The sequence below is a fragment of the Nonomuraea sp. NPDC003707 genome (genome assembly GCF_053587055.1).
In genome coordinates this window covers 343135-363076 of the sequence record NZ_JBSFNK010000001.1, presented here as the reverse complement: position 1 = coordinate 363076, position 19942 = coordinate 343135, and the positions used below count along the sequence as shown (strand labels likewise).

The 19942-nt window shown below is 70.1% G+C and carries 16 protein-coding genes and 1 pseudogene; 9 read left to right on the top strand and 8 right to left on the bottom strand.

All coding sequences use genetic code 11. The annotated features are described in order from the left end of the window. Nucleotides 1-67 precede the first annotated feature (67 nt). The gene (locus tag ACWDRB_RS01580; protein WP_350722431.1) at nt 68-1201 is read left to right on the top strand and encodes a M29 family metallopeptidase; all 1134 of its coding nucleotides are present in this window, start codon (nt 68-70) and stop codon (nt 1199-1201) included. Here ACWDRB_RS01580 and ACWDRB_RS01575 read toward each other — a convergent pair. After that, a complete protein-coding gene (locus ACWDRB_RS01575; RefSeq protein ID WP_449891437.1) occupies nt 1198-2256 on the bottom strand; it encodes a LacI family DNA-binding transcriptional regulator in 1059 nt (352 codons plus the stop codon). The genes ACWDRB_RS01580 and ACWDRB_RS01575 overlap by 4 nt on opposite strands. Before the next feature lie 178 nt (nt 2257-2434). On the opposite strand from ACWDRB_RS01575, the gene ACWDRB_RS01570 reads away from it, so the two are divergent. Continuing rightward, nucleotides 2435-3649, top strand: a complete 1215-nt coding sequence (locus ACWDRB_RS01570; RefSeq protein WP_355194744.1) for an ABC transporter ATP-binding protein — start codon at nt 2435-2437, stop codon at nt 3647-3649. A 118-nt stretch (nt 3650-3767) separates the two neighbouring features. Here ACWDRB_RS01570 and ACWDRB_RS01565 read toward each other — a convergent pair whose 3' ends face one another. Beyond that, nucleotides 3768-4517 (bottom strand): SDR family NAD(P)-dependent oxidoreductase, encoded by a 750-nt coding sequence (locus tag ACWDRB_RS01565; protein WP_449891436.1) that lies wholly within the window; start codon nt 4515-4517, stop codon nt 3768-3770. Between the two features lie 25 nt (nt 4518-4542). Between ACWDRB_RS01565 and ACWDRB_RS01560 the strand changes: the two genes are divergently transcribed. Then, nucleotides 4543-5697 (top strand): PQQ-dependent sugar dehydrogenase, encoded by a 1155-nt coding sequence (locus ACWDRB_RS01560; RefSeq protein WP_449891435.1) that lies wholly within the window; start codon nt 4543-4545, stop codon nt 5695-5697. On the opposite strand, the gene ACWDRB_RS01555 is transcribed toward ACWDRB_RS01560, so the two are convergent. Beyond that, the gene (locus ACWDRB_RS01555) at nt 5657-5992 is read right to left on the bottom strand and encodes a carboxymuconolactone decarboxylase family protein (protein ID WP_449891434.1); all 336 of its coding nucleotides are present in this window, start codon (nt 5990-5992) and stop codon (nt 5657-5659) included. The two genes, ACWDRB_RS01560 and ACWDRB_RS01555, sit on opposite strands and share 41 nt — an antisense overlap. Nucleotides 5993-6271: 279 nt before the next feature. Between ACWDRB_RS01555 and ACWDRB_RS01550 the strand changes: the two genes are divergently transcribed. The 3 genes from ACWDRB_RS01550 (at nt 6272) to glnII (ending at nt 11115) form a co-directional block, all read left to right on the top strand. Continuing rightward, nucleotides 6272-6952 (top strand): hypothetical protein, encoded by a 681-nt coding sequence (locus ACWDRB_RS01550; RefSeq protein ID WP_449891433.1) that lies wholly within the window; start codon nt 6272-6274, stop codon nt 6950-6952. Nucleotides 6953-6962: 10 nt separating this feature from the next. After that, nucleotides 6963-9935 carry an AAA family ATPase gene (locus ACWDRB_RS01545; RefSeq protein WP_449891432.1) on the top strand — a complete coding sequence of 991 codons (2973 nt, stop codon included), beginning with the start codon at nt 6963-6965 and terminating at the stop codon, nt 9933-9935. A 160-nt stretch (nt 9936-10095) separates the two neighbouring features. After that, nucleotides 10096-11115 carry a glutamine synthetase gene (glnII, locus tag ACWDRB_RS01540; RefSeq protein ID WP_350722416.1) on the top strand — a complete coding sequence of 340 codons (1020 nt, stop codon included), beginning with the start codon at nt 10096-10098 and terminating at the stop codon, nt 11113-11115. A 61-nt stretch (nt 11116-11176) separates the two neighbouring features. Here the strand turns inward: glnII and ACWDRB_RS01535 are convergent, their stop codons facing one another. The 5 genes and pseudogenes from ACWDRB_RS01535 to ACWDRB_RS01515 all read right to left on the bottom strand — a co-directional run bounded on the left by ACWDRB_RS01535 (nt 11177) and on the right by ACWDRB_RS01515 (nt 15877). Then, on the bottom strand, nt 11177-12715 hold the full coding sequence (locus ACWDRB_RS01535; RefSeq protein ID WP_449891431.1) for an aldehyde dehydrogenase family protein: 1539 nt from the start codon (nt 12713-12715) through the stop codon (nt 11177-11179). A 77-nt stretch (nt 12716-12792) separates the two neighbouring features. Beyond that, nucleotides 12793-13665 carry a UTP--glucose-1-phosphate uridylyltransferase gene (locus tag ACWDRB_RS01530; protein ID WP_449891430.1) on the bottom strand — a complete coding sequence of 291 codons (873 nt, stop codon included), beginning with the start codon at nt 13663-13665 and terminating at the stop codon, nt 12793-12795. 31 nt (nt 13666-13696) lie between these two features. After that, nucleotides 13697-14992: an RNA-guided endonuclease InsQ/TnpB family protein gene (locus tag ACWDRB_RS01525; protein ID WP_449891429.1), complete on the bottom strand. Its 1296-nt coding sequence runs from the start codon at nt 14990-14992 to the stop codon at nt 13697-13699. Beyond that, a pseudogene (gene tnpA / locus ACWDRB_RS01520) lies at nt 14992-15203 on the bottom strand (IS200/IS605 family transposase); the annotation flags it as partial. The gene ACWDRB_RS01525 and the pseudogene tnpA, both read right to left, overlap by 1 nt. Nucleotides 15204-15331: 128 nt before the next feature. After that, complete coding sequence (locus ACWDRB_RS01515; RefSeq protein ID WP_355194760.1) at nt 15332-15877, bottom strand: cupin domain-containing protein; 546 nt, start codon at nt 15875-15877, stop codon at nt 15332-15334. 112 nt (nt 15878-15989) lie between these two features. Between ACWDRB_RS01515 and ACWDRB_RS01510 the strand changes: the two genes are divergently transcribed. From ACWDRB_RS01510 to ACWDRB_RS01500, 3 genes are read left to right on the top strand one after another with little or no spacing between them, the layout of a single operon-like run. Then, nucleotides 15990-17393, top strand: coding sequence for an SWIM zinc finger family protein (locus ACWDRB_RS01510; RefSeq protein WP_449891428.1), 1404 nt, complete (start codon nt 15990-15992; stop codon nt 17391-17393). Beyond that, a complete protein-coding gene (locus ACWDRB_RS01505; RefSeq protein ID WP_449891427.1) occupies nt 17390-18874 on the top strand; it encodes a DUF5691 domain-containing protein in 1485 nt (494 codons plus the stop codon). The genes ACWDRB_RS01510 and ACWDRB_RS01505 overlap by 4 nt, the downstream gene beginning before the upstream one ends. Beyond that, complete coding sequence (locus tag ACWDRB_RS01500; RefSeq protein ID WP_192786357.1) at nt 18871-19935, top strand: ATP-binding protein; 1065 nt, start codon at nt 18871-18873, stop codon at nt 19933-19935. Before ACWDRB_RS01505 ends, ACWDRB_RS01500 begins: the two co-directional genes overlap by 4 nt. Nucleotides 19936-19942 lie beyond the last annotated feature (7 nt).

Below are 19942 nucleotides of genomic sequence, written 5' to 3'. Positions count from 1 at the left end.
CGTGTGATTTCACTCCGTGACGGGTAGGGGTCCAGGCATTGGCCTGACGTCCCGCAGGGAGCACGCGATGACGATCAATCCGTACGCCGGCTCGCCCTTCAGCTATGCCACCGAGCCGGCCGTGGGACCGTACTCGATCGTGGAGCTGATGCCCGGCGTCCGGAACCTGCTGGACTACACCGGGCTCCAGCCGGGCGAGCGCGTGCTGCTGCTCATGGAGCACACCGTCGACCCCGTCGTCGTCCAGGCCATCGCGGCGGCCGCGGCCTACCGGGACGCCGACGTGCGCATCCTGTCCGTGCCGCCGTTCAGTCCCGGCGGGTGGGACAGGGAGGCGTCGCTGCACATCGAGACGGCCGCCTTCCGCGAGGCCGACCTGGTGATCAGCGGCACCTGGTGGGGCGAGGTGCACACGGCGCCGCTCTTCTTCGACCAGATCAAGTCACGCTCCTCCCGCTTCCTGTCCCTGCACATGACGGCCACCGCGGGGGCGCTGCTCACCGGCGGGCGGCTGCCCGCCGAGGTCTTCTACGCGCTCCTGCGCCGGACGCTGGGGCAGATGTCGGGCGCCCGCTCGATCCGGGTGACGTCCGCGCGGGGGACGGACGTGACGTTCTCGGGCCTGGCGTTCGACCCGGACCCCGGCGCGATGCGGCCCGGGGACTGGCGGCCCTTCCCGTACGGGGGCGCCAACTTCTGGCCGGCCGACACCGAGGGCGTCCTCATGATCGAGGACAGCACGGTCACCGGCGTGCCGGAGGAGTCCCTGCGCATCACCCTGGAGGGCAACCTCGTACGCAAGATCGAGGGCGGGGTCGCGGCCGAGCAGCTGCGGCGTTACGCGCCCGGCGGCTTCTACATGCGCCACGGCCTGATCGGGCTCAACCCGAAGGTGCGGGTGGCCGGGGGGAACCAGTTCGAGCGGGAGAAGCACGCCGGGGCCTTCTACTGCGGCATCGACGGCCTGACCGACGGGGAGCCGGTCACGACGGGCCCGGGCTTCGCGCACTGCGACTGCCAGGTCGACCGGCCGACCGTGCTGGTGGACGGGGAGCTCTTCATCGAGAACGGGCGCCTGCTGATGCTCGACGAGCCGGAGATCAGGGAGGTCGCGGCGCGGTTCGGCCCGCCGGACGTGATCCTCGACGACAACCCGATCATGATCCTGCCGCGCCGCTACACGGGAGGTGGAGCCCGCTAGCGGTGGGGGCCGCAGCTGCCCCGGATGATGAGCTCCGTCGGCAGGACCACGCTGCGCGGCTTCCTGCCGCCCGCCCGGAGCACCAGCTCCGCCGCCCGGTAGCCCATGTCGCGGCCCGGCTGGGCGATCACCGTCAGGGGCGGGGAGCACAGCTCGGCCCAGGGTACGTCGTCGTACATCACCAGCGACACGTCCCTGGGCACCCGCAGGTCCAGCTCCCTGGCCGCCAGCACCGCCGCCTCGCCCAGCACGTTGCCCCCGGCGACGACGGCCGACAGGTCGGGGCGGCTCTGGAAGAGGCCCGAGGCGGCGGCGTAGGCGGAGTCGCGGCTGCCGGTGCCGAACACGACGAGCTCCTCGTCCACCGGCGCCCCCACGGCCTCCCTGAAGGCGTTCACCCGGCTCTCCTGGCCGGGGCCGCCGAGGAAGGCGATGCGCTTGTGGCCCAGGCCGCGCAGGTAGCGCACGGCCGTGCGGATGCCGGCCCGGTCGTCGGCCACCACGGCGGGGATGTCCAGCGGGCGGGCCGGTGCGGCGGCGGAGAGGCCGTCCAGGGCCATGAGGTCGGCCACGGCCGCCGCCCGCACGTCCTCGGGGGACGACTGGAGCGGGAGGCGGTCGGCGAAGACCACCGTCATGCCCGCGCGGAGCACCGGGGACCAGGTGTCCGCGTCGCCCGACGGAACGGCGATCAGGCGGTCCACGCTCTGCTCCAGGAGCATGCCGACCAGGTCGGCCTCCTGCTCGGGGTCGCCGCCCGTGGAGCCGATCACGACGGGCTCGCCGGCCGAGCGGGCGCAGGCGAGCACGCCCTCGGAAAGCTGGCCGTAGAAGGTGTCGGTCAGGTCGGGGACGAGCAGGCCGATGCCGCCCGTGCGGCGTTGGCGCAGGTTGCGGCCCAGGGCGCTCGGGCGGTAGTCGAGCTGGGCGGCGACGGCCAGGACGCGCTCCCTGGTCGCCGCACTGGCCGAGCCGCCCGACAGTACTCTGGACACGGTGGCGACGCCCACACCGGCCGCCTCGGCCACATCCTTGATCGTCGCCCGCTTCTCCATGGAAACGATTCCATCATGGTTTCCGGAAAACGGGAAGACACGCGTTCCCACAAGGGCTGGTCACGCTGTAACCCTTGACACCGATGTCCGTTTCGGGTGAGATGCTTGAAAACGTATCCACGTGAGTGGGTCACGGTAACAACGTCCGGGCCACCGCCCTGGAGCGCGAAGGAATGTCATGGCATCCATCGTTCTGACGAACGTCGACAAGGTCTACGCCGGTGGCGTGAAGGCCGTGAACGGGCTCAACCTTGAGATCAAGGACGGCGAGTTCATGGTGCTCGTGGGCCCATCCGGTTGCGGTAAGTCGACCGCACTCCGGATGATCGCGGGCCTCGAGGACATCAGCGGCGGCGAGATCGCCATCGGCGAGAAGGTGGTCAACCACCTCCCGCCCAAGGACCGCGACATCGCGATGGTCTTCCAGAACTACGCGCTCTACCCCCACATGACGGTCGAGGAGAACCTCGCCTTCGGTCTCAAGCTCCGCAAGATGCCCAAGGCGGAGATCCAGAAGCGGGTCAACGAGGCCGCCAAGATGCTCGGCCTGGAGACGTACCTCAAGCGCAAGCCGGCCGCCCTCTCCGGTGGTCAGCGCCAGCGTGTCGCCATGGGCCGCGCCATCGTGCGTGAGCCGCAGGCCTTCCTCATGGACGAGCCGCTGTCCAACCTGGACGCCAAGCTCCGCGTCTCCATGCGCGCCTCGCTCAACCAGATGCACGAGCGCCTCGGCGTCACCACCGTGTACGTCACCCACGACCAGGTCGAGGCCATGACCCTCGGCGACCGCGTCTGCGTCCTGCGCGACGGCCTGCTCCAGCAGGTCGACACCCCGCAGAACCTGTTCGACAAGCCGGTCAACCTGTTCGTCGCCGGCTTCATGGGCTCGCCCTCGATGAACTTCGCCACCGCCGAGCTCGTCCGCGACGGCGGCGACGCGGCCGTCACCTTCGCCGACATCAAGCTGTCGATCCCCGACTCGACCTTCACCGACAAGCCGGGCCTCGACCAGTACATCGGCAAGAAGATCATCCTCGGCATCCGCCCCTCCGACTTCGAGGACGCGGCCTCGGCCGGCAACCACGCCAACGGCTGGGCCACCCTGCCGGTCAAGGCGGAGGTCACCGAGGAGCTGGGCTCCGAGATCAACGTGCTGTTCCTGATCGACGCCCCGCCGGTCGAGCACAAGGACACCGTCGCCGCCGCCGACGCGGGTGACGACGAAGAGGCCGCGCTGCCGCTGTCGGGCGACAAGTCCCTGTGGACCGCCCGCGTCAACGCCCGCAGCCACGCCCGTCCCGGCCAGAACATCGACCTGGTCCTCGACACGCACAACCTGCACTTCTTCGACCCCGAGAGCGGCCTGTCGATCGGCCACGAGGCCAACCGCTAGCCGACTCCTGCATTCCCGGCCGTGAGCCTCGCTCACGACCGCTCGGGCCCCCACCGCGACCCCCTCCCGCGGCGGGGGCCCGTTCCATTGGATCCGGACCCCGGGCACCGGTACGGGGTCAGCGGCCGATGCTCGACGAGACGCGGGCCTGCAGGCCGCGCGGCACGAGTCTGCCGATCGCGACGATGGCCTTGTAACGCAGGTCGGGCACGCTCACCCGCTTGCCCAGTGCCAGGTCGCGCATGGTCTCCCGCACCACGTCGTCGGCCTTCAGCCACAGGAACCCGGGGATCCCCGAGGTGTCCATCGAGGCCCGCTGGTGGAACTCGGTCCGCACGAAACCGGGGCAGAGCGCCATGATCTTGATGCGCGGGTTGCGCACGTCGCTCGCGGCGGACTCGCTGAAGTTCACCACCCACGCCTTGGACGCGCTGTACGTGCCCCGCGGGAAGAACGCCGCCACCGAGGCCACGTTGACGATCGCGCCCCGGTCGCGCTCCCGCATGCCGGGCAGCGCGGCCAGCGTCAGCCTGAGCACGGCCTCGCAGTGCACCTTGAGCATGCGCACCTCGTCCTCGACCGGCACCTCCAGGAACCGGCCCGGGTGGCCGAACCCGGCGTTGTTGACCAGCAGGTCGACGCCGCCGGCGACCCTGGACTCCACCCTGGCCAGCCCTTCCTCGGTGGCGAGGTCGGCGGACAGCGCCTCGACGCCGACGCCGTACCTGAGCTTGAGCTGGTCGGCACTCTCGGAGAGCCGTCGCTCGTCGCGGGACACCAGGACGAGCGAGAAGCCGTCGGCGGCCAGGCGCCGGGCGAAGGCGGCGCCGAGGCCGGAGGTCGCGCCGGTGATCAATGCGGTAGGCATACCTGAACCCTAATGCCGTGCGAGGATGGGCCTCGTGCGACTCGTGGCGGCCTCGACGGCCCTCGTCCTCGTGACCCTCACCGCGTGCGCGCAGGAGCCCGCGCCGGCCCCGCTCGACCCTGTGGAGAGCGCCGCCCCGACGCCGGAGCCCACCGTTACGGAGCCCCTGGAGCACGGAGAGTTACGCTTCAAGCAGATCGCCAAGCTGGAGCAGCCGGTGGCGTTCGCCGTGCGCAAGGGCGACGACCGTCTCTACGTCGCCGAGCAGACCGGCAGGCTGCGCACCTCCGACGGAGACGTCGTGATCGACCTGTCCCGCGAGGTGAGCGGCGGCAACGAGCAGGGCCTGCTCGGCGTCGCGTTCCACCCCTCCGGCCGCTGGGTCTACCTCGACTGGACCGACGCGCGGGGCGACACCCACGTCACCGAATGGGCCTTCGACGGCTCCAGGGCCACGGCCAGGCGCGACGTGCTCACCCAGGACCAGCCCTACCCCAACCACAACGGCGGCCAGCTCGCCTTCGGCCCCGACGGCCACCTTTACATCGCGCTCGGCGACGGCGGCAGCGCCGGCGACCCCCAGGGCAACGGCCAGGACCTGACGACCCTGCTCGGCAAGATCCTGCGCATCGACCCGCGCGGCGGCCGGCCGTACAAGATCCCGGAGGACAACCCGTTCGCCGACAAGAAAGGCGCAAAGCCCGAAATATGGGCTTACGGGCTTCGTAACCCCTGGCGGTTCGGCTTCGACCGCGGCACGGGAGACCTGTGGATCGGCGACGTCGGGCAGAACGCCTGGGAGGAGGTCGACCACCAGCCGGCCGGCTCGCGGGGCGGCGAGAACTACGGCTGGAACGCCCGCGAGGGCAAGAGCCGCTTCCGGGGCGCGAAGGGCCGCGACATGGTCGACCCGGTGATCACGTATCCCCTGGAGGAGGGCGGAAACTGCTCCGTCATCGCCGGATACGTCTACCGCGGCGAGAAGATCCCCTGGCTGCGGGGCCGGTTCCTGTACGGCGACTTCTGCGCCGGCTGGATCAAGGCCGCACCGGCCGATGCGCCGAAGGACGGGGCCGAGGCCGGGAAGGTCGAGCAGCTCTCGTCGTTCGGCGAAGGACATGACGGCGAGCTGTACGCGCTCAGCCTGCGTGGTCCGATCTACCGGATCGAGCCTGCCTGACCCGCTCGATCAGCCCCTCGACCTGGTCGTTCAGCTTGCTGCCCCGGGCCCAGCCCGCGTAGAGGGTGAGGAAGACGACCACCTCGCGCAGCTCGGTCTCGGTGAGCTCGCACGAGCGCAGCGCGGTGTCGAGCTGGACGTCCGTCTGCTCATGGAGCCCCTGGCCGACGAGCAGCCCGAGAAGGAGCAGGCGGCGCTCCCGCACCGACAGGACCGTCCTCGACCAGACCTCGGCGAACTGCCGTTCCGCCGTCATGCCGAAGGAGTCGACGGTCTCCATTGCGGGTTCTGACATTGTGCGCTCCCGGGGCGGTCGGAAGGGATCCTCATATCTTTCGCTACTTCCCCAGATGAACCAATGGGGGTTGCATGAACGTTGTAGCCACCTGAACCGCCCCCAGGGTGACCCGCCACGGAGCGCTACGGACCGTGCACAAAGCCTTAATTGATCTGTAACAAGTAAAGCCAAGGCACGGCCAAGATTTGGTCAAGATTTTTCCCTCCGCTTCGCGCTCATTGTGTCGGAAAGCGGGCACAACAACTCCGTTGGTCCGTAAAGCGGAGGTAAGCCCTGGTGAAAAAGGCACGGGGTTTGATCGCGGTCACGGTCGCGATCCTGATGCTGTCCGCGTGCGCCGGACAGCCCGAATTCCATTACGTACGCGACTCGGCGGGCACGACCTACTTCAAGGTGCCGTCCTCGTTCACGCAGCTCAACGCCGACCCCATTGAGCTGTACCTGTCCGGAGACCAGCCGAACTCGGTGGCGGCCCTCCTCCGGGCCCAGCGGGTGTGGTCGACCGCCTTCGACCAGTCCGCGGAGCCGTCCGTCAACCACCTGCTCGGCTCGACGGAGCCGTTCGTCTACGCCACCGTGCACCAGCTCACGGAGGAGCAGCGGGACGCCATCTCACTGAACCGGCTGCGCGACTTCGTGCTGCCGGTGACCTCGCAGGTGCGCGAACTCTACGCGCAGCAGGCCATGGCGACAGGCCAGCCGTCGATGTTCAAGAACTTCGCCCTCCTCAACGACGAGGTCATGACGATGGACAACGGCGCGAGGGGAGTCCGGGTCCGCTTCGAATACCAGATCGGCGAGGACGTCCAGACGTTCGACCAGACCGCCATCCTCGACGAGAAGGGCGCCACGGTCTCCGTCATGCTCATCGGCTGCCAATCCGTCTGTTTCCGGAAGCGCGCCGCCGAGTTCGACAAGATCGAGAGTACGTTCAAGCTGCTCCGGCTGCCTGGATGAGGGAGCACCATTGACCACGACCAATCACCATGAAGGGCTGCGTGCCCCCGGCAGCGGGCCCTCCGACCCCGAATCCGTGACCAGAAAGAAGATGCAGTTCTGGGACCGGAGCAAATTCCTCATCGCCCTGGTGGTGGCCTTCCTCATCCTCACGTGGAAGGTGATGGCCGACTGGCAGGGCGTCGTCGCGTTCCCCGAGGCGGCCCAGAAGATCGCGTACGAATACCCATGGATCTTCTGGCTGCTCGGCGTGGAGGTCGTGCGGCAACTCCACTTCCTGGTCAGCGAGCACTGGTCGGCCTACCACCGCTTCTGGAGCCACCGGGTGTTCGGCGGCTTCGAGCGCTGGACGCACCGGCGGTTCGACGACTGGACGAGGTACCGGCTCTCGCGGGCGCTCAAGGTCACCTTCTTCGTGGTGCTGACGGCCCTGGTGCTGGGGGCGGTGCTGGACGTCAGCCCGTTCGTGGCGGTGATGCAGGCGCCGGCGCTGCTCTGGAACGCGATGCCGTTCCTGATCCAGATCGTCTTCCTGTTCTTCGTGGTCATCATCCAGTTCGTGGGCCTGTTCTGGTTCCTGTCCAGGGGCGGCGTGGAGACGTACTTCCCCGATGACATCAAGACCCGCTTCCACGACGTGTGGGGGCAGGACCACGTGGTCGAGCGCGTCCGGGAGAACATCGTCTTCCTCGAGCGCCCCGACGAGATCGAGCGGCGCGGCGGGTACGTCCCCAGCGGCCTGCTGCTGTGGGGGCCGCCGGGCACCGGCAAGACCCTCATGGCCGAGGCCGTCGCGGGTGAGACCGGCAAGCCGTACGTGTTCGTGGATCCGGGCGCGTTCACGAACATGTTCATGGGTGTCGGCATCCTCAAGGTCAAGGGGCTGTTCAGGAAGCTGCGCAAGCTGGCGCTCCGGTACGGCGGCGTGATCGTCTTCTTCGACGAGGCCGACTCGCTCGGCAAGCGCGGCCGCCTCGCCCAGCAGGGCCCGCCCGGGCAGGGCGGCTTCTCCGGCCTGTCCGGCGTCAACGGCTGCCACGGGCTCAACTACCTGTCCGAGGAGACCCGCCAGGTGCTGGCCTTCCGGGCCGGGCGCGAGTCGCCCGACGAGCCGGGGCGGCGCAACCGCTTCTTCATGGGCGGCGGCATGAACGGCTCGGGCGACCCGGGCACGCTGCAGGCGCTGCTCACCGAGCTGTCCGGGCTCAAGAAACCGCGCGGGTTCTTCAACCGGCTCGTCCGCCGGCTGCTCGGGATGCGGCCCAAGCCGCCGCCCAAGTACCGCATCCTCGTCATGATGGCCACGAACCGGCCCGACGCGCTCGACGAGGCGCTGCTGCGGCCGGGCCGCATCGACCGCATCTACAAGGTCGGCTACCCGTCCAAGGCCGGGCGGGTCCGCACGTACCAGGGCTATTTCGACAAGGTGTGGCACGAGCTCACCCCCGAGCAGATCGACAAGCTGGCCACGATCACCCCGTACGCCACCGGCGCCACGATCAAGGACCTGGTCAACGAGTCGCTGATCACCGCCATCAGGGACAGCCGCGAGGTCATCACCTGGTCGGACGTGCTGCGGGCCAAGCGGCTCAAGCAGCTCGGCCCGCCCGAGGACGTCGAGTACATCGAGCGTGAGCGGCACGCTGTGGCCGTGCACGAGGCCTGCCACGCCGTCGTGGCGTACGTGACCCGCTTCCACCTCGAGATCGACATCGCCACCATCGAGAAGGGCGCCGACTACCTGGGCATGGTCGCCTCGATCAAGCCCGAGGACCAGTTCACCCGGTGGAAGTCCGAGCACGAGGCCGACATCATGGTCTCCCTGGCCTCGCTGGCCGGCGAGCGGATGTTCTTCGGCGAGGACAACTCGTCCGGGGTCTCCGGCGACCTGTACTCGGCCACGTACCTGACCGCCATGATGGAGTCGTACTGGGGGATGGGCTCCGGCGTCACCTCGCTGCCGGCTCTCCAGGAGCTGGAGATCATGGGCGGCAAGGCCATGCGCAAGGCCCGTCCGGGCCCCGGCGGCGCGATCGGCATCACCGAGCGGGAGCCCGCCAGGAACCAGCCCGACCTGACCCCCGACGTGCTGGGGGAGCGGATCGAGTTCAACCTGGTGCGGCTGCTGGAGAAGACCGAGGAGTTGCTGCAGGAGCACCGCAGGGAGGTGCTCTGCGTGGCGCACGCGCTGGAGACGCACAAGACGCTCAACGGCGACGACGTGGTGGCCATCATCCGCCGGGAGCCCGGGCCGCTCATCGACGGCACGATCTACGCCTCCGACGAGCTCTGCCAGGAGCTGGAGGACTACCACCGCGACGCGGCCAGGGCCCACAAGGAGCACAGCCACATCGAGCGGGACCTTCCCGGGCCGGTGGAGGAGCCGGTCGAGCTGCAGCCGGTCGCCTACGGCGGTCCCGGCGTGTCGGCCGTCCAGCCGGCACCCCTGGCGGCGCAGCCCTCGGTGATCCAGGCTCCGCCCCTCATCACGCACGAGGTGAACGGAGAGGCGGCCGAGCGCCCCGAGTTCGTGCCGTGGGCGGCGGCCTCGCCGCCTCCCACGCCCGTGCCCGTCGTGGTGGGGACACCGACCGCCGCCGCGGTCCCGCCTCCGCCTCCGGCGCCGCGGCGCGCGGGCCGGGTCTGGCTGGTCGTCGCCAGCCTGCTCGGGCTCGTGGCGCTGTCCATCATCGCGGCGCTCGCGGTGACGGGCACGGTGGCGGGCGTCGGCACGAACGCGGCCACCTCGACCGTGGCCTCGCCGGGGTTGCTGCTCCTGCTGTTCGTCGTGGTGGTCGCCGTGATCGTGGGCGCCGGGCTCGCGCTCGTCGCGATCAAGGGGGTACGCGCCGCGCAGGCCAAGGCCGAACGCGAACGCGACCAGGCCCACGCCCGCGCCCAGCTCCTGGCGGCGGCGATGGATCCCGACACGGCGATGCGGCTGCTCGGCTACGACGGGAACGGAACGGAGGGCCGTACCTGACACGACGGTTCTGACGGCATGGCGTGGCGCCCCCGGCGCCACGCCATCTTTTACCTTTGGGTTGCCTGATTAACACGGCGTTCACATTCGGGCAAAAACCGGGAAACGGCCGTCCGTAAGACTCGGCGTGGCTGTGAACACCGTGAAGAAAAGGACCGCCGTGAGCTACAAGGCTGAGTACATCTGGATCGACGGCACCGAGCCCACGGCTCTGCTGCGCTCGAAGACGAGGATCCTCGCCGACGGGGCCGAGCCGCCGGTCTGGGGCTTCGACGGCTCCAGCACAAACCAGGCCGAGGGCCACTCGTCGGACCGCGTGCTCCGCCCGGTGTTCGTCTGCCCCGACCCGATTCGCGGCGGTGACAACGTCCTGGTCCTCTCCGAGGTCGAGGAGATCAACGGCGACGCGCACGTCAGCAACACCCGCGCTCTGCTCCGCCCGATCGCCGAGAAGTACGCCGCTCAGGAGTCCTGGTTCGGCATCGAGCAGGAGTACACCTTCTTCAAGGGCAGCCGCCCGCTCGGCTTCCCCGAGGGCGGCTTCCCCGCCCCGCAGGGCCCGTACTACTGCGGTGTCGGCGCCGACGCCATCTTCGGCCGCGAGATCGTCGAGCTCCACCTCGACCGCTGCCTCGCCGCCGGTCTGGCGATCTCCGGCATCAACGCCGAGGTCATGCCCGGCCAGTGGGAGTTCCAGGTGGGCCCGGCGGGCCCGCTCGAGGTCGCCGACCACCTGTGGGTGGCCCGCTGGCTGCTCTACCGGACCGCCGAGGAGTTCGGCGTCGAGGCCACCCTCGACGCCAAGCCCGCCCGCGGCGACTGGAACGGCGCCGGCGCGCACACCAACTTCTCGACCAAGGCCATGCGCGAGGGCTACGACGCCATCATCACCGCCTGCGAGGCGCTCGGTGAGGGCGACAAGCCGATGGAGCACATCACGCAGTACGGCGCGGGCGTCGAGAGCCGCCTGACCGGCGCCCACGAGACCGCCCCGTGGAACAAGTACAGCTACGGCGTGTCCAACCGCGGCGCGTCCGTGCGCATCCCGTGGCAGGTCGAGGTGGAGAAGAAGGGCTACATCGAGGACCGTCGCCCGAACGCCAACGTCGACCCGTACGTGGTCACCCGCCTGCTGGTGAACACCTGCTGCTCGGCCCTGGCGAAGGCCGGCCAGGTCTGACCTGCCCGCAAGCGACGAAGAACGGGCCCCTCGCCTCCGAGGGGCCCGTTCTCGCGTTTGATCACGGCAGGCGGAAGGCCAGGTCGGGCTCGATCTCGGCGACGTCCATCTGGGCCTTCTGCAGGCGGCCCGAATGGTCCCAGTTCATCGCCTGCCAGCGGGTGAACTGGTCGAGCACCCACATGCCGGACTGGCGGCTGCCGTTGCCGGACTTGCCGTTGCCGCCGAACGGGAGGTGGGCCTCGGCGCCCGAGGTCGAGTTGTTGACGCTGACCATGCCCGCCGAGATGCCCTCGCGGAAGCGGAAGGCGTGCTGCGGGTCGGTGGTGTAGATGGAGCTCGACAGGCCGTAGCCGGGCAGGTTGGCCAGCTCGATGGCCTCGTCGAGGGTGCTGAAGGTGGTGACGCCGACGATCGGGCCGAACGTCTCCTCCAGGAACAGGCGGTCGGTGGGCCGGACGCCGTCGACGACCACCGGGTGATAGTAGAGGCCGCTACCGCCGTCGAAGTCACGGCGCGGGTTGTCCCCCGTAATTTTCCCGATATTTCCGGACACGACCTGGTGGTGGGGCTGGATCCAGGTCAGGTACTCCTCGTACCGATCTGCGAACTTCTGGTCGAGCAGCGGGCCCGCCAGCACGTCCTCCTCGGGGTCGCCGATCCTGGCCTCGCCCACGGCCCGCGCGAACCGCTCCACGAACTCGTCGTGCACGCTCTCGTGCACGATCACCGTGCCCAGGCTGGTGCAGCGCTGACCGGCCGTACCGAAACCGGAGAACAGCGCGCCCTCCACGGCCAGGTCGAGGTCGGCGTCCGGCATGATCACCATCGGGTTCTTGCCGCCCAGCTCCAGGCAGGCCGACTGCAGGTGCCGCCCGGTCAGCTCGCCGATCTTCCGGCCCACCTCGCTGGAGCCGGTGAACCCGACCTTCTGCACGCTCCCCTCGCCGAGCGCCTGCTCCAGGCCCTCGTACGTCGCGGCGCCGTCGGCGAACACGATGTTCAGCACGCCGTCGGGCAGCCCGGCGGCCACGAAGAGCTGGTACATGGCGTGCGCGGAGGCGGCGGCGTACTCGGCGGGCTTCCAGACGACGGCGTTGCCGCAGAGCAGCGCCGGGACCAGGTACCACGAGGGGACGGCGACCGGGAAGTTGCCCGCGGTGACGACCGCCGCCACGCCGATCGGGTTGCGGAACGTGAACAGGTTCTTGGCCGGCATCTCCGACGGGACCGTCTGCCCGTACAGCCTGCGGCCCTCGCCCAGGAAGAAGTCGCACGTGTCGACGATCTCCCGCACCTCGCCGAGGGCCTCGGCGTACGGCTTGCCGATCTCCTCCGTCACCAGATGGGCCAGCCGCTCGGCGTTGGCCTCGACCAGCCGGCCGATGGAGGCGATCACCCGGCCGCGCACCGGCGCCGGCACCTTGGCCCACTCGCGCTGGGCCTCCTTGGCGGTGCGGCAGGCGGCCGCGAACGTGCCGGCGTCGGCCAGCCCGACGTGGGCCACGACCTCGCCGGGGCGCGCCGGGTTGGTCGACGGGTACGTGGTGGCGCTTCCCGTCTCCTTGCCACCCACGATGGAAACGATCTGACGGCTCACCGGTGTCCTCCTCGTAGTTCCTTCGGTCAGACAATCATCTCGCCGGAAAAAACCCAACCTGGAAAGAACCCAAGAGGTCAGCCGCTCTCCTGGGCGAGTTTGCGCAGCTCCGGCCCGAACCTCGGGTGCGCGAGCGCGGCGGCGAACTGGGCCTTGAGGTAGTTGAGCGGCGAGCCCGTGTCCCACCAGGTGCCGTCGATCACCTGCCCGTACACCGGGTGGTCCGCGGCGTGCCGGTGCAGGGCGTCGGTGAGGTAGATCTCGCCCTGCGGGTTCTCCTGCCACCTGCGCGTCTGCTCGTGGAGCTCCTCGATGACGCCCGGGGTGACGACATATCCGCCGATGGCGGCGTACCGGGAGGGGGCCTGCTCGGGGGACGGCTTCTCCACCAGCCCGGAGATCAGCAGGCGGCCGCCGCCGAGGTCCTCCTTGACGATCGGCACGCCGTACCGCGAGGCGTCCTCGACGGCCATCGGCATCAGGGCCAGCACGGGGGCTTGGGTGGCGTCGTACGCGGCCTTGAGCTGCTTGGCCCTGGGCACCTCGGCCACGAACACGTCGTCGGCCCACAGCACCATGAACGGCTCGTCGCCGATGACCCGGGCGGCGTTGAGCACGGGCGTGCCGTTGCCGTAGGGGCCGTTCTGGTACAGGTACGTGATGTGGGCCAGCGACGACAGCTCCGCCACCGCGTCGGCCAGGTCGTCCTTGCCCGCGGCGCGGAGCTGGAGCTCGAGGTCGGCGTCGGGGGCGAAGTGCCGCTGGATGAGGTCCTTGCGGGACGAGGTGACGATGGTGATCTCGTCGATGCCGGAGTCCACGAGCTCCCGGATGGTGTGCTCGATGACGGGCTTGTCGCCGATCGGCAGCATCTCCTTGGGCAGCGCCCTGGTCAGCGGCAGCAGCCGCGAGCCGAGGCCGGCCACGGGGATGACGGCTTTGTGGACCATGCGTCTCTCCTTGTTGAAGCGCTCCCCACGGCTAATGCCGGGAGATTCCAGCCAGTCCGGGACTTGCCGTAGCGAGGTCCTGCACTGCTGTTGCTTGACGGTTCGCCTTCCGGCCCACGCGGCTGCGTGGTTTGCGCGCCCCAACCCGCGCTGCCGGTCTGGCCTGCGCGAGCTCCGCCCTCCCAGCGGTGAGTATGTTCTTGGCGGCGTTCACGTCCGCATGGTCACGGTGCCCGCACGAGGCGCAGACGAAGACCGCTTGGCTCTTGCGGGACTTCGCTTCCACATGCTTGCACTCATGGCACGTGATGGACGTGTTCACCGGGTTTACAGTAATCACAGAGGTGCCCGTGTGCCGGGCCTTGGACCGGACGGCTAGTTCGATCCGATGCCACCCCTTATCCAAGATGGCCCGATTCAGTCCGGACTTGGCAGCGGCCTTGTTGGGCAGGAACGCCCCGGGCCGTTCGGGGTCCGGCTTAGGCGCAACCGTCGCGGTCATGTTCTTGGTCTTGAGCGCCTCGAACACGATCAGGTCGTGGTCGAGGGTCAGCATATGGGCGGTCTTGGCGGCGAAGTCTGCCCGCCGCCTGCGGATCTTCGCGGCGAACGCCTCCACCCGGCGCGCGGCGCGACGGCGGCGATTGGACCCCTTGCGGGTGCGGGCCCAGTCCCGCTGCAGCTTGGCGGCGTGTTCTATCTCACGGCCAGTCGCGAACACCTTGTGATGAAACCGCCCCTGGCTGGTGGTCACGATCTTCGCTACGCCGCGGTCCACCCCGATGGCGGTCTCGGGTATGGCGTGCCGGACGGGAGCTTGGATACCGTCGTCGACCAGGAAGCTGACGAACCACCGCTGGCCCTCACACAGCACGGTAGCGTTCTTGACCGCCCCGCCCAGCGGCCGGGTCCACCGCAAGCGAACCCAGCCCAGCTTGGGCAGCTTGACACGTGCCCAGCGCCGGTTGAGCCGCTCCACCGTGATCTTTCTGCCCTCAGGGAACCGGAACGACGGGCGGGTACGCGTTTTGGACTTCCAGTGCACCCTCCAAGTCCCATGCCGAGTACATGCGGCATCCAGGTCGATGAGCGTCTGTTGCAGGCAGTGGCCAGGAACCTCGGCCAACCATTCCAGCTCCGGCTCGCGCTTGGCCTCCACAAGCTGGCGGGCCTGCTCGTGGTAGCCGATGAACGCCTCCCGCCGCCGGTAGGTACGACGCTGCTCCAAGGCGGTGTTCCACACCGCCCGGCAGGCCCCGCTGATCCGCTCGGCGAAGGCGGCTTGCTTGGGCGTCAGGTCCAGGAGGTATTTGCGGCCGGTCAGCATGGGTCTATCTCGACCAGCAGGTGCACATGGTCGGGCACGACGTCGAATTCCACCAGCCATGCCCCCTTCTCCTCGATCACCTCACGAATAGCTGCTTGAGCCGCTCCTCGACCCGGCCGTCCAGTACGCGGCGTCGGTACTTGGGGCGCCACGCCACATGGAACGCGCACTGAAAGGCGATCTTGCTGTTGATCCGCAGCGTCACAGCCACGCGGATCAGTATCCGGCACTGGACTCTCGACCGTATGAAGTTTCGAAAGAAGGGCCTACCCCATGGCGCAAATCAGGGGGCAGCGCTCTAGATCTTCGATCGGCCGCAGTGACGTGCGGAAAACGCGGCTAGGCCGTGAAGTCGGCGAAATCGAAGCCTGGGGACACGACGCAGCTCACCAGTACCGCCTCGTCGGAGGCCGGGCGGGCCGACTGCCACACGCCGCCGGGCACGATCGCCTGGGGCACCTGACCCTTCTCCACGTCGGCCCCCAGCGTGACCACGGAGTCGCCGATCGTCAGGCTCAGCGGGCCGCCGCGGTGCCACAGCCAGACCTCGTCCGACCTGACCACGTGCGGCACCGACTCCTCGCCCGGCTGCAGCAGGAAGTAGATGCCCGTGGCGCTGGCCCGTGGCCCGGGGTAGCCGTCCGGGTGGAAGGTCACGGACGATCTCCACGTCTCCCTGAACCAGCCGCCTTCGGGGTGGGGGAGCAGGTCGAGGGCCGCGGCGACGGGCGGGCGCTCGACGAACGCCACGGGGGCGCCCGTCACGTCCCTGCGCAGGAAGAGGTTCCCGTCAAGGACGAGCTGCCCGTCGAGCGGGCTGGCCAGGGCCGCCGCCTCGTCGGGCACCTGGATGGACGGGCCGTCGGGGTAGGTTCGCAGCTCCACCTAGGAGAGTTTATGCCGATAAATCAGGACAAGATGGGTGGTTCATTTCCAGTCGATGGGCATCTCGCGGACGGGGCGCGAAATGTCGGTGGAGGTGGCTAGTCTGCGGCAGGTGATCGAACGGTGGAGCCGTGATCAGGTGCTCGCCCTGGCCCCGGACGCGGCGTCGCGGTCGGCCGCGCAGAAGGTGGCGGCGCCCGGGAAATGGTCGGCGTGCGGGACGACGGGCACGGTCGTGTACGGCGAGTGCGAGGGCAGCGGCGCCAGGCCCTACCTCGCCTGCGTCGATCTGACCGAGCCCGCCTATCGGTGCAGTTGCCCGAGCCGGAAGTTCCCGTGCAAGCACGCGCTCGGGCTGCTGCTCATGTGGGCGGCCGATGGGGTGCCCGTCGAGCAGGGCGCGCCGCAGTGGGTGACCGAGTGGGTGGAGGCGCGGGCCGAGCGCGCCGCCAAGGAAGCGGCCAAGATCGAGGAGGCGCGGGCGAAGAAGGCCGCCGAGGTGTCCTCGGGGGAGGCCGACGGTGGGGCGCACGGCGGTGGGGCGCACGGCGGTGGGGCGCACGGCGCCGGGCGGTCCGGTGGATCGTCGCGGTCGGGCGCGGAGTCCGTCCGCCACGGGCGCGTCGCCGCCGGGCTGAGCGAGCTGGAGCGGTGGCTCGACGACCAGGTGCGGCAGGGGCTGGCGGGGGCCGCCGAGCACGAATGGGAAGGGCTGGCCAAGCGGCTCATCGACGCCCAGGCGCCCGGCGTGGCGGGGGTCGTCTCCAGGCTGGTCCGGGTCCGGGCGGACGACGACTGGCCGGGGCGGCTGCTGGAGGAATACGCGCTGATCCACCTGCTCGCCGTCGCCTATCGCCGGCGGGCGGAGCTGCCCGGGGCGCTGGCCGAGACCGTGCTGAGCCGGGTCGGTTTTCCGGTCCCCAAGGAGGAGGTGCTGGCCGGGGCCGCGGTGCGCGATCAGTGGGATGTGCTGGGCAGGCGGGACGAGGAGCAGGACCGGCTGACCTCCCGGCGCGTCTGGCTGCGGGGGCGGCGCAGCGGGCGGGCGGCTCTGGTGCTCTCGTTCGCGCCGCAGGGGCAGCCGCTGGACGCCTCCCTGGTCACGGGGACGACGATCGAGGCCGATCTCACGTACTACCCGGGTGCCGCCCCCTTGCGCGCGCTGGTCGCCACCCGGCACGACCCCGGCGCGGACGATGCCGCTCGATACGGCTCCGGCGGGGGTGGCGCGGACGCGGGGACGCCGCCCGGGGTGTCGCCGGAGCAGGCGCTCGACGAGGTGGCCGGGGTGCTGGGCGAGGATCCCTGGACCGAGTCGTGGCCGCTCGTGCTGGCCGGGGTGGTCCCGGGGCGGGATTCGATCGGCGGCCTGCCGCTGCATCGCGCGGCCCGCGACCCGTGGCGGCTGATCGCCGTCTCCGGAGGGCATCCGGTCACCGTGGCCGTCGAATGGACGCCGCGCGGGCTGCGGCCCCTGACCACCTGGGACGACGAAGGAACGGCGGTGATCCTGTGACCGGCTGGGAGGAGTTGGCCTCGACGGCGCTCGTGGGGACCGATCGCAGGCCGTACCAGGGCGATCTGCTCGATGCCGCCGCCGTGGAAGTGGCGCGGCGAAGGGCCGGCCGCAAGACCGGCGCGGCCGAGCCGCAGGAGCAGGCACCCAGCGCGGCCGAGCAAGGGGAGCAGCCGGCCGGCGCGGCTGAGCAGCGGGAACAGGTGCCCGGCAGGGCCGAGCAGCGGGAGCAGGCGGTCGGGCAGGGGGACGGGTCTTCCGCAGCGTCCCTCGAAGCCCAGGCCGCCCCTGCCGAGGAGCGGGTGGCTGTGGGGAGGCGGGCGGCGGAGCGGCTGGTGCGGATCATGGGTGGCGAGCACGAGCGGCTGCTGCCCGAATGGCTGGCCGCGGCCGCCGCCACCGGCCGGAGGGTGCCGCCGTACGTGCTGCCCGAGCTCCTGGAGAAAGGACGGCGGGATCGCTCGATCCGGGTGCACCTGGGAGTCCTGGCCGGGCAGCGGGGCCGGTGGCTGGCCGGGCTCAATCCCGCCTGGGACTACCTCCTCGAGGAGCCGACCGGGGAGACGTGGGAGCTGGGCGGTGCCGCGGACCGGCGGGCGCACCTGCGTACGCTCAGGACGGCCGATCCCGAGCAGGCCAGGCGGCTGCTGGAGAGCACGTGGGAGCGTGAGACGCCCGACGACCGGGCCGAGTTCGTGGAGGTGCTGGCCGACGGGCTCAGCATGGAGGACGAGCCGTTCCTGGAGAGCGCGCTCGACGACCGCCGCCGGGAGGTGCGTCAGGCCGCCGCCAACCTCCTCACCCGCCTGCCCGGCTCGCGCATGTCCCAGCGCATGGCCGAAAGGGCGCGGGCCTGCGTGACCATCTCCCGGAAGGTCATCGCCGTCGACGCCCCCCACGACTGCGACAAGGCCATGGAACGCGACGGCATCCGTCCCAAACCGCCCAGGGGCATCGGCGAGCGGGCCTGGTGGCTGCAGCAGATCCTCGCCCGAGCCCCGCTGTCGATCTGGGGTCACCCGCCCGCGGCGCTGCTCACGATGAAGATCCCCGACTGGGACGCCGAGGTGAAGGCCGCCTGGGTGCGCGCCGCCGTGCTGCAGAAGGATCCGGAGTGGGCGCGGGCGATGTTCGGCTGGGACCCGATCGCCGACCTCCTGGAGTCCCTGCCGCCCGACGAGCAGCAGGAACTTGCCGCCGATTTCGTGAAAAAGCATGATCTGGACAGTCAGTTGATCATGGTGTTGGGCGGAGTGTCGTCCCACTGGCGCGAGGGCCTGGCCACGGCCGTCCTCCGCAAGATCGTGAAGGTGGCCACCACGCAGCCGTGGAACCTCGGCGAGCTGGTCAAGCTGGCCGGCGAGCGCATCGACCCGGCCCTGTTCCCGCTGGCGCTGAGCTATTCGCCCGTGGAGTCCGTCCAGCAGGTGGCCGCCCTGCTGCGTTTCCGTGCCGACATGTACAAGGAGCTTCACCCATGACTGTTCTGCGTCCGCACGCGGAAGACCAGTACGCCGAGGAGCTGGCCTTCCTGGCCAAGGACGACGACCGGCCCAGGCCGCCCGGCTGGAAGCTCTCCCCGTGGGCCGTGACCACGTACATCCTGGGCGACGGAGACCGCATCACTCCCAAATACGTGGGCGCGCGCCGCATCGTCGAGGTGGCCGTCGCCACGCTGGCCACCGACCGCGCGCTGCTGCTGCTCGGCGTGCCCGGCACGGCGAAGACCTGGCTGTCCGAACACCTGGCCGCCGCCATCAGCGGCGACTCCACGCTGCTCGTGCAGGGCACCGCGGGCACCGCCGAGGAGGCCATCCGCTACGGCTGGAACTACGCCAGACTGCTGGCCGAGGGCCCCTCGATCGAGGCGCTGACCCCGTCGCCCGTGATGCGCGCGATGGCCGAGGGCCGGGTCGCCCGCGTCGAGGAGCTCACCCGCATGCCGTCCGACGTGCAGGACGCCCTGATCACCGTGCTGTCGGAGAAGACGCTGCCGATCCCCGAGCTCAACCGCGAGGTCCAGGCCGAGCGCGGCTTCAACGTGATCGCCACGGCCAACGACCGCGACCGGGGCGTCAACGAGCTGTCCAGCGCCCTGCGCCGCCGGTTCAACACGGTCGTGCTGCCGGTCCCGGCCACCGCCGAGGAGGAGGTCGACATCGTCGCGCGCCGCGTCACCCAGCTCGGCCGCGCCCTGGAGCTGCCGGAGACGACGACCGGGCTGGCCGAGATCCGGCGGGTGGTGACGGTGTTCCGCGAGCTGCGCACGGGCGTCACCGAGGACGGGCGCACCAAGGTCAAATCGCCCAGCGGCACCCTGTCCACGGCCGAGGCCATCTCGGTGCTCACCAGCGGCATCGCCCTGGCGGCCCACTTCGGCGACGGCGTGCTGCGGCCCTCCGACGTGGCGGCCGGGATCGTGGGAGCCGTGGTCCAGGAGCCGGTCTCCGACCGGGTGGTGTGGCGCGAATACCTCGAGACGGTGGTGCGCGAGCGTTCCGACTGGCGCGACTTCTACCGCGCCTGCCGCGAGGTGTCATGAGCGAGCG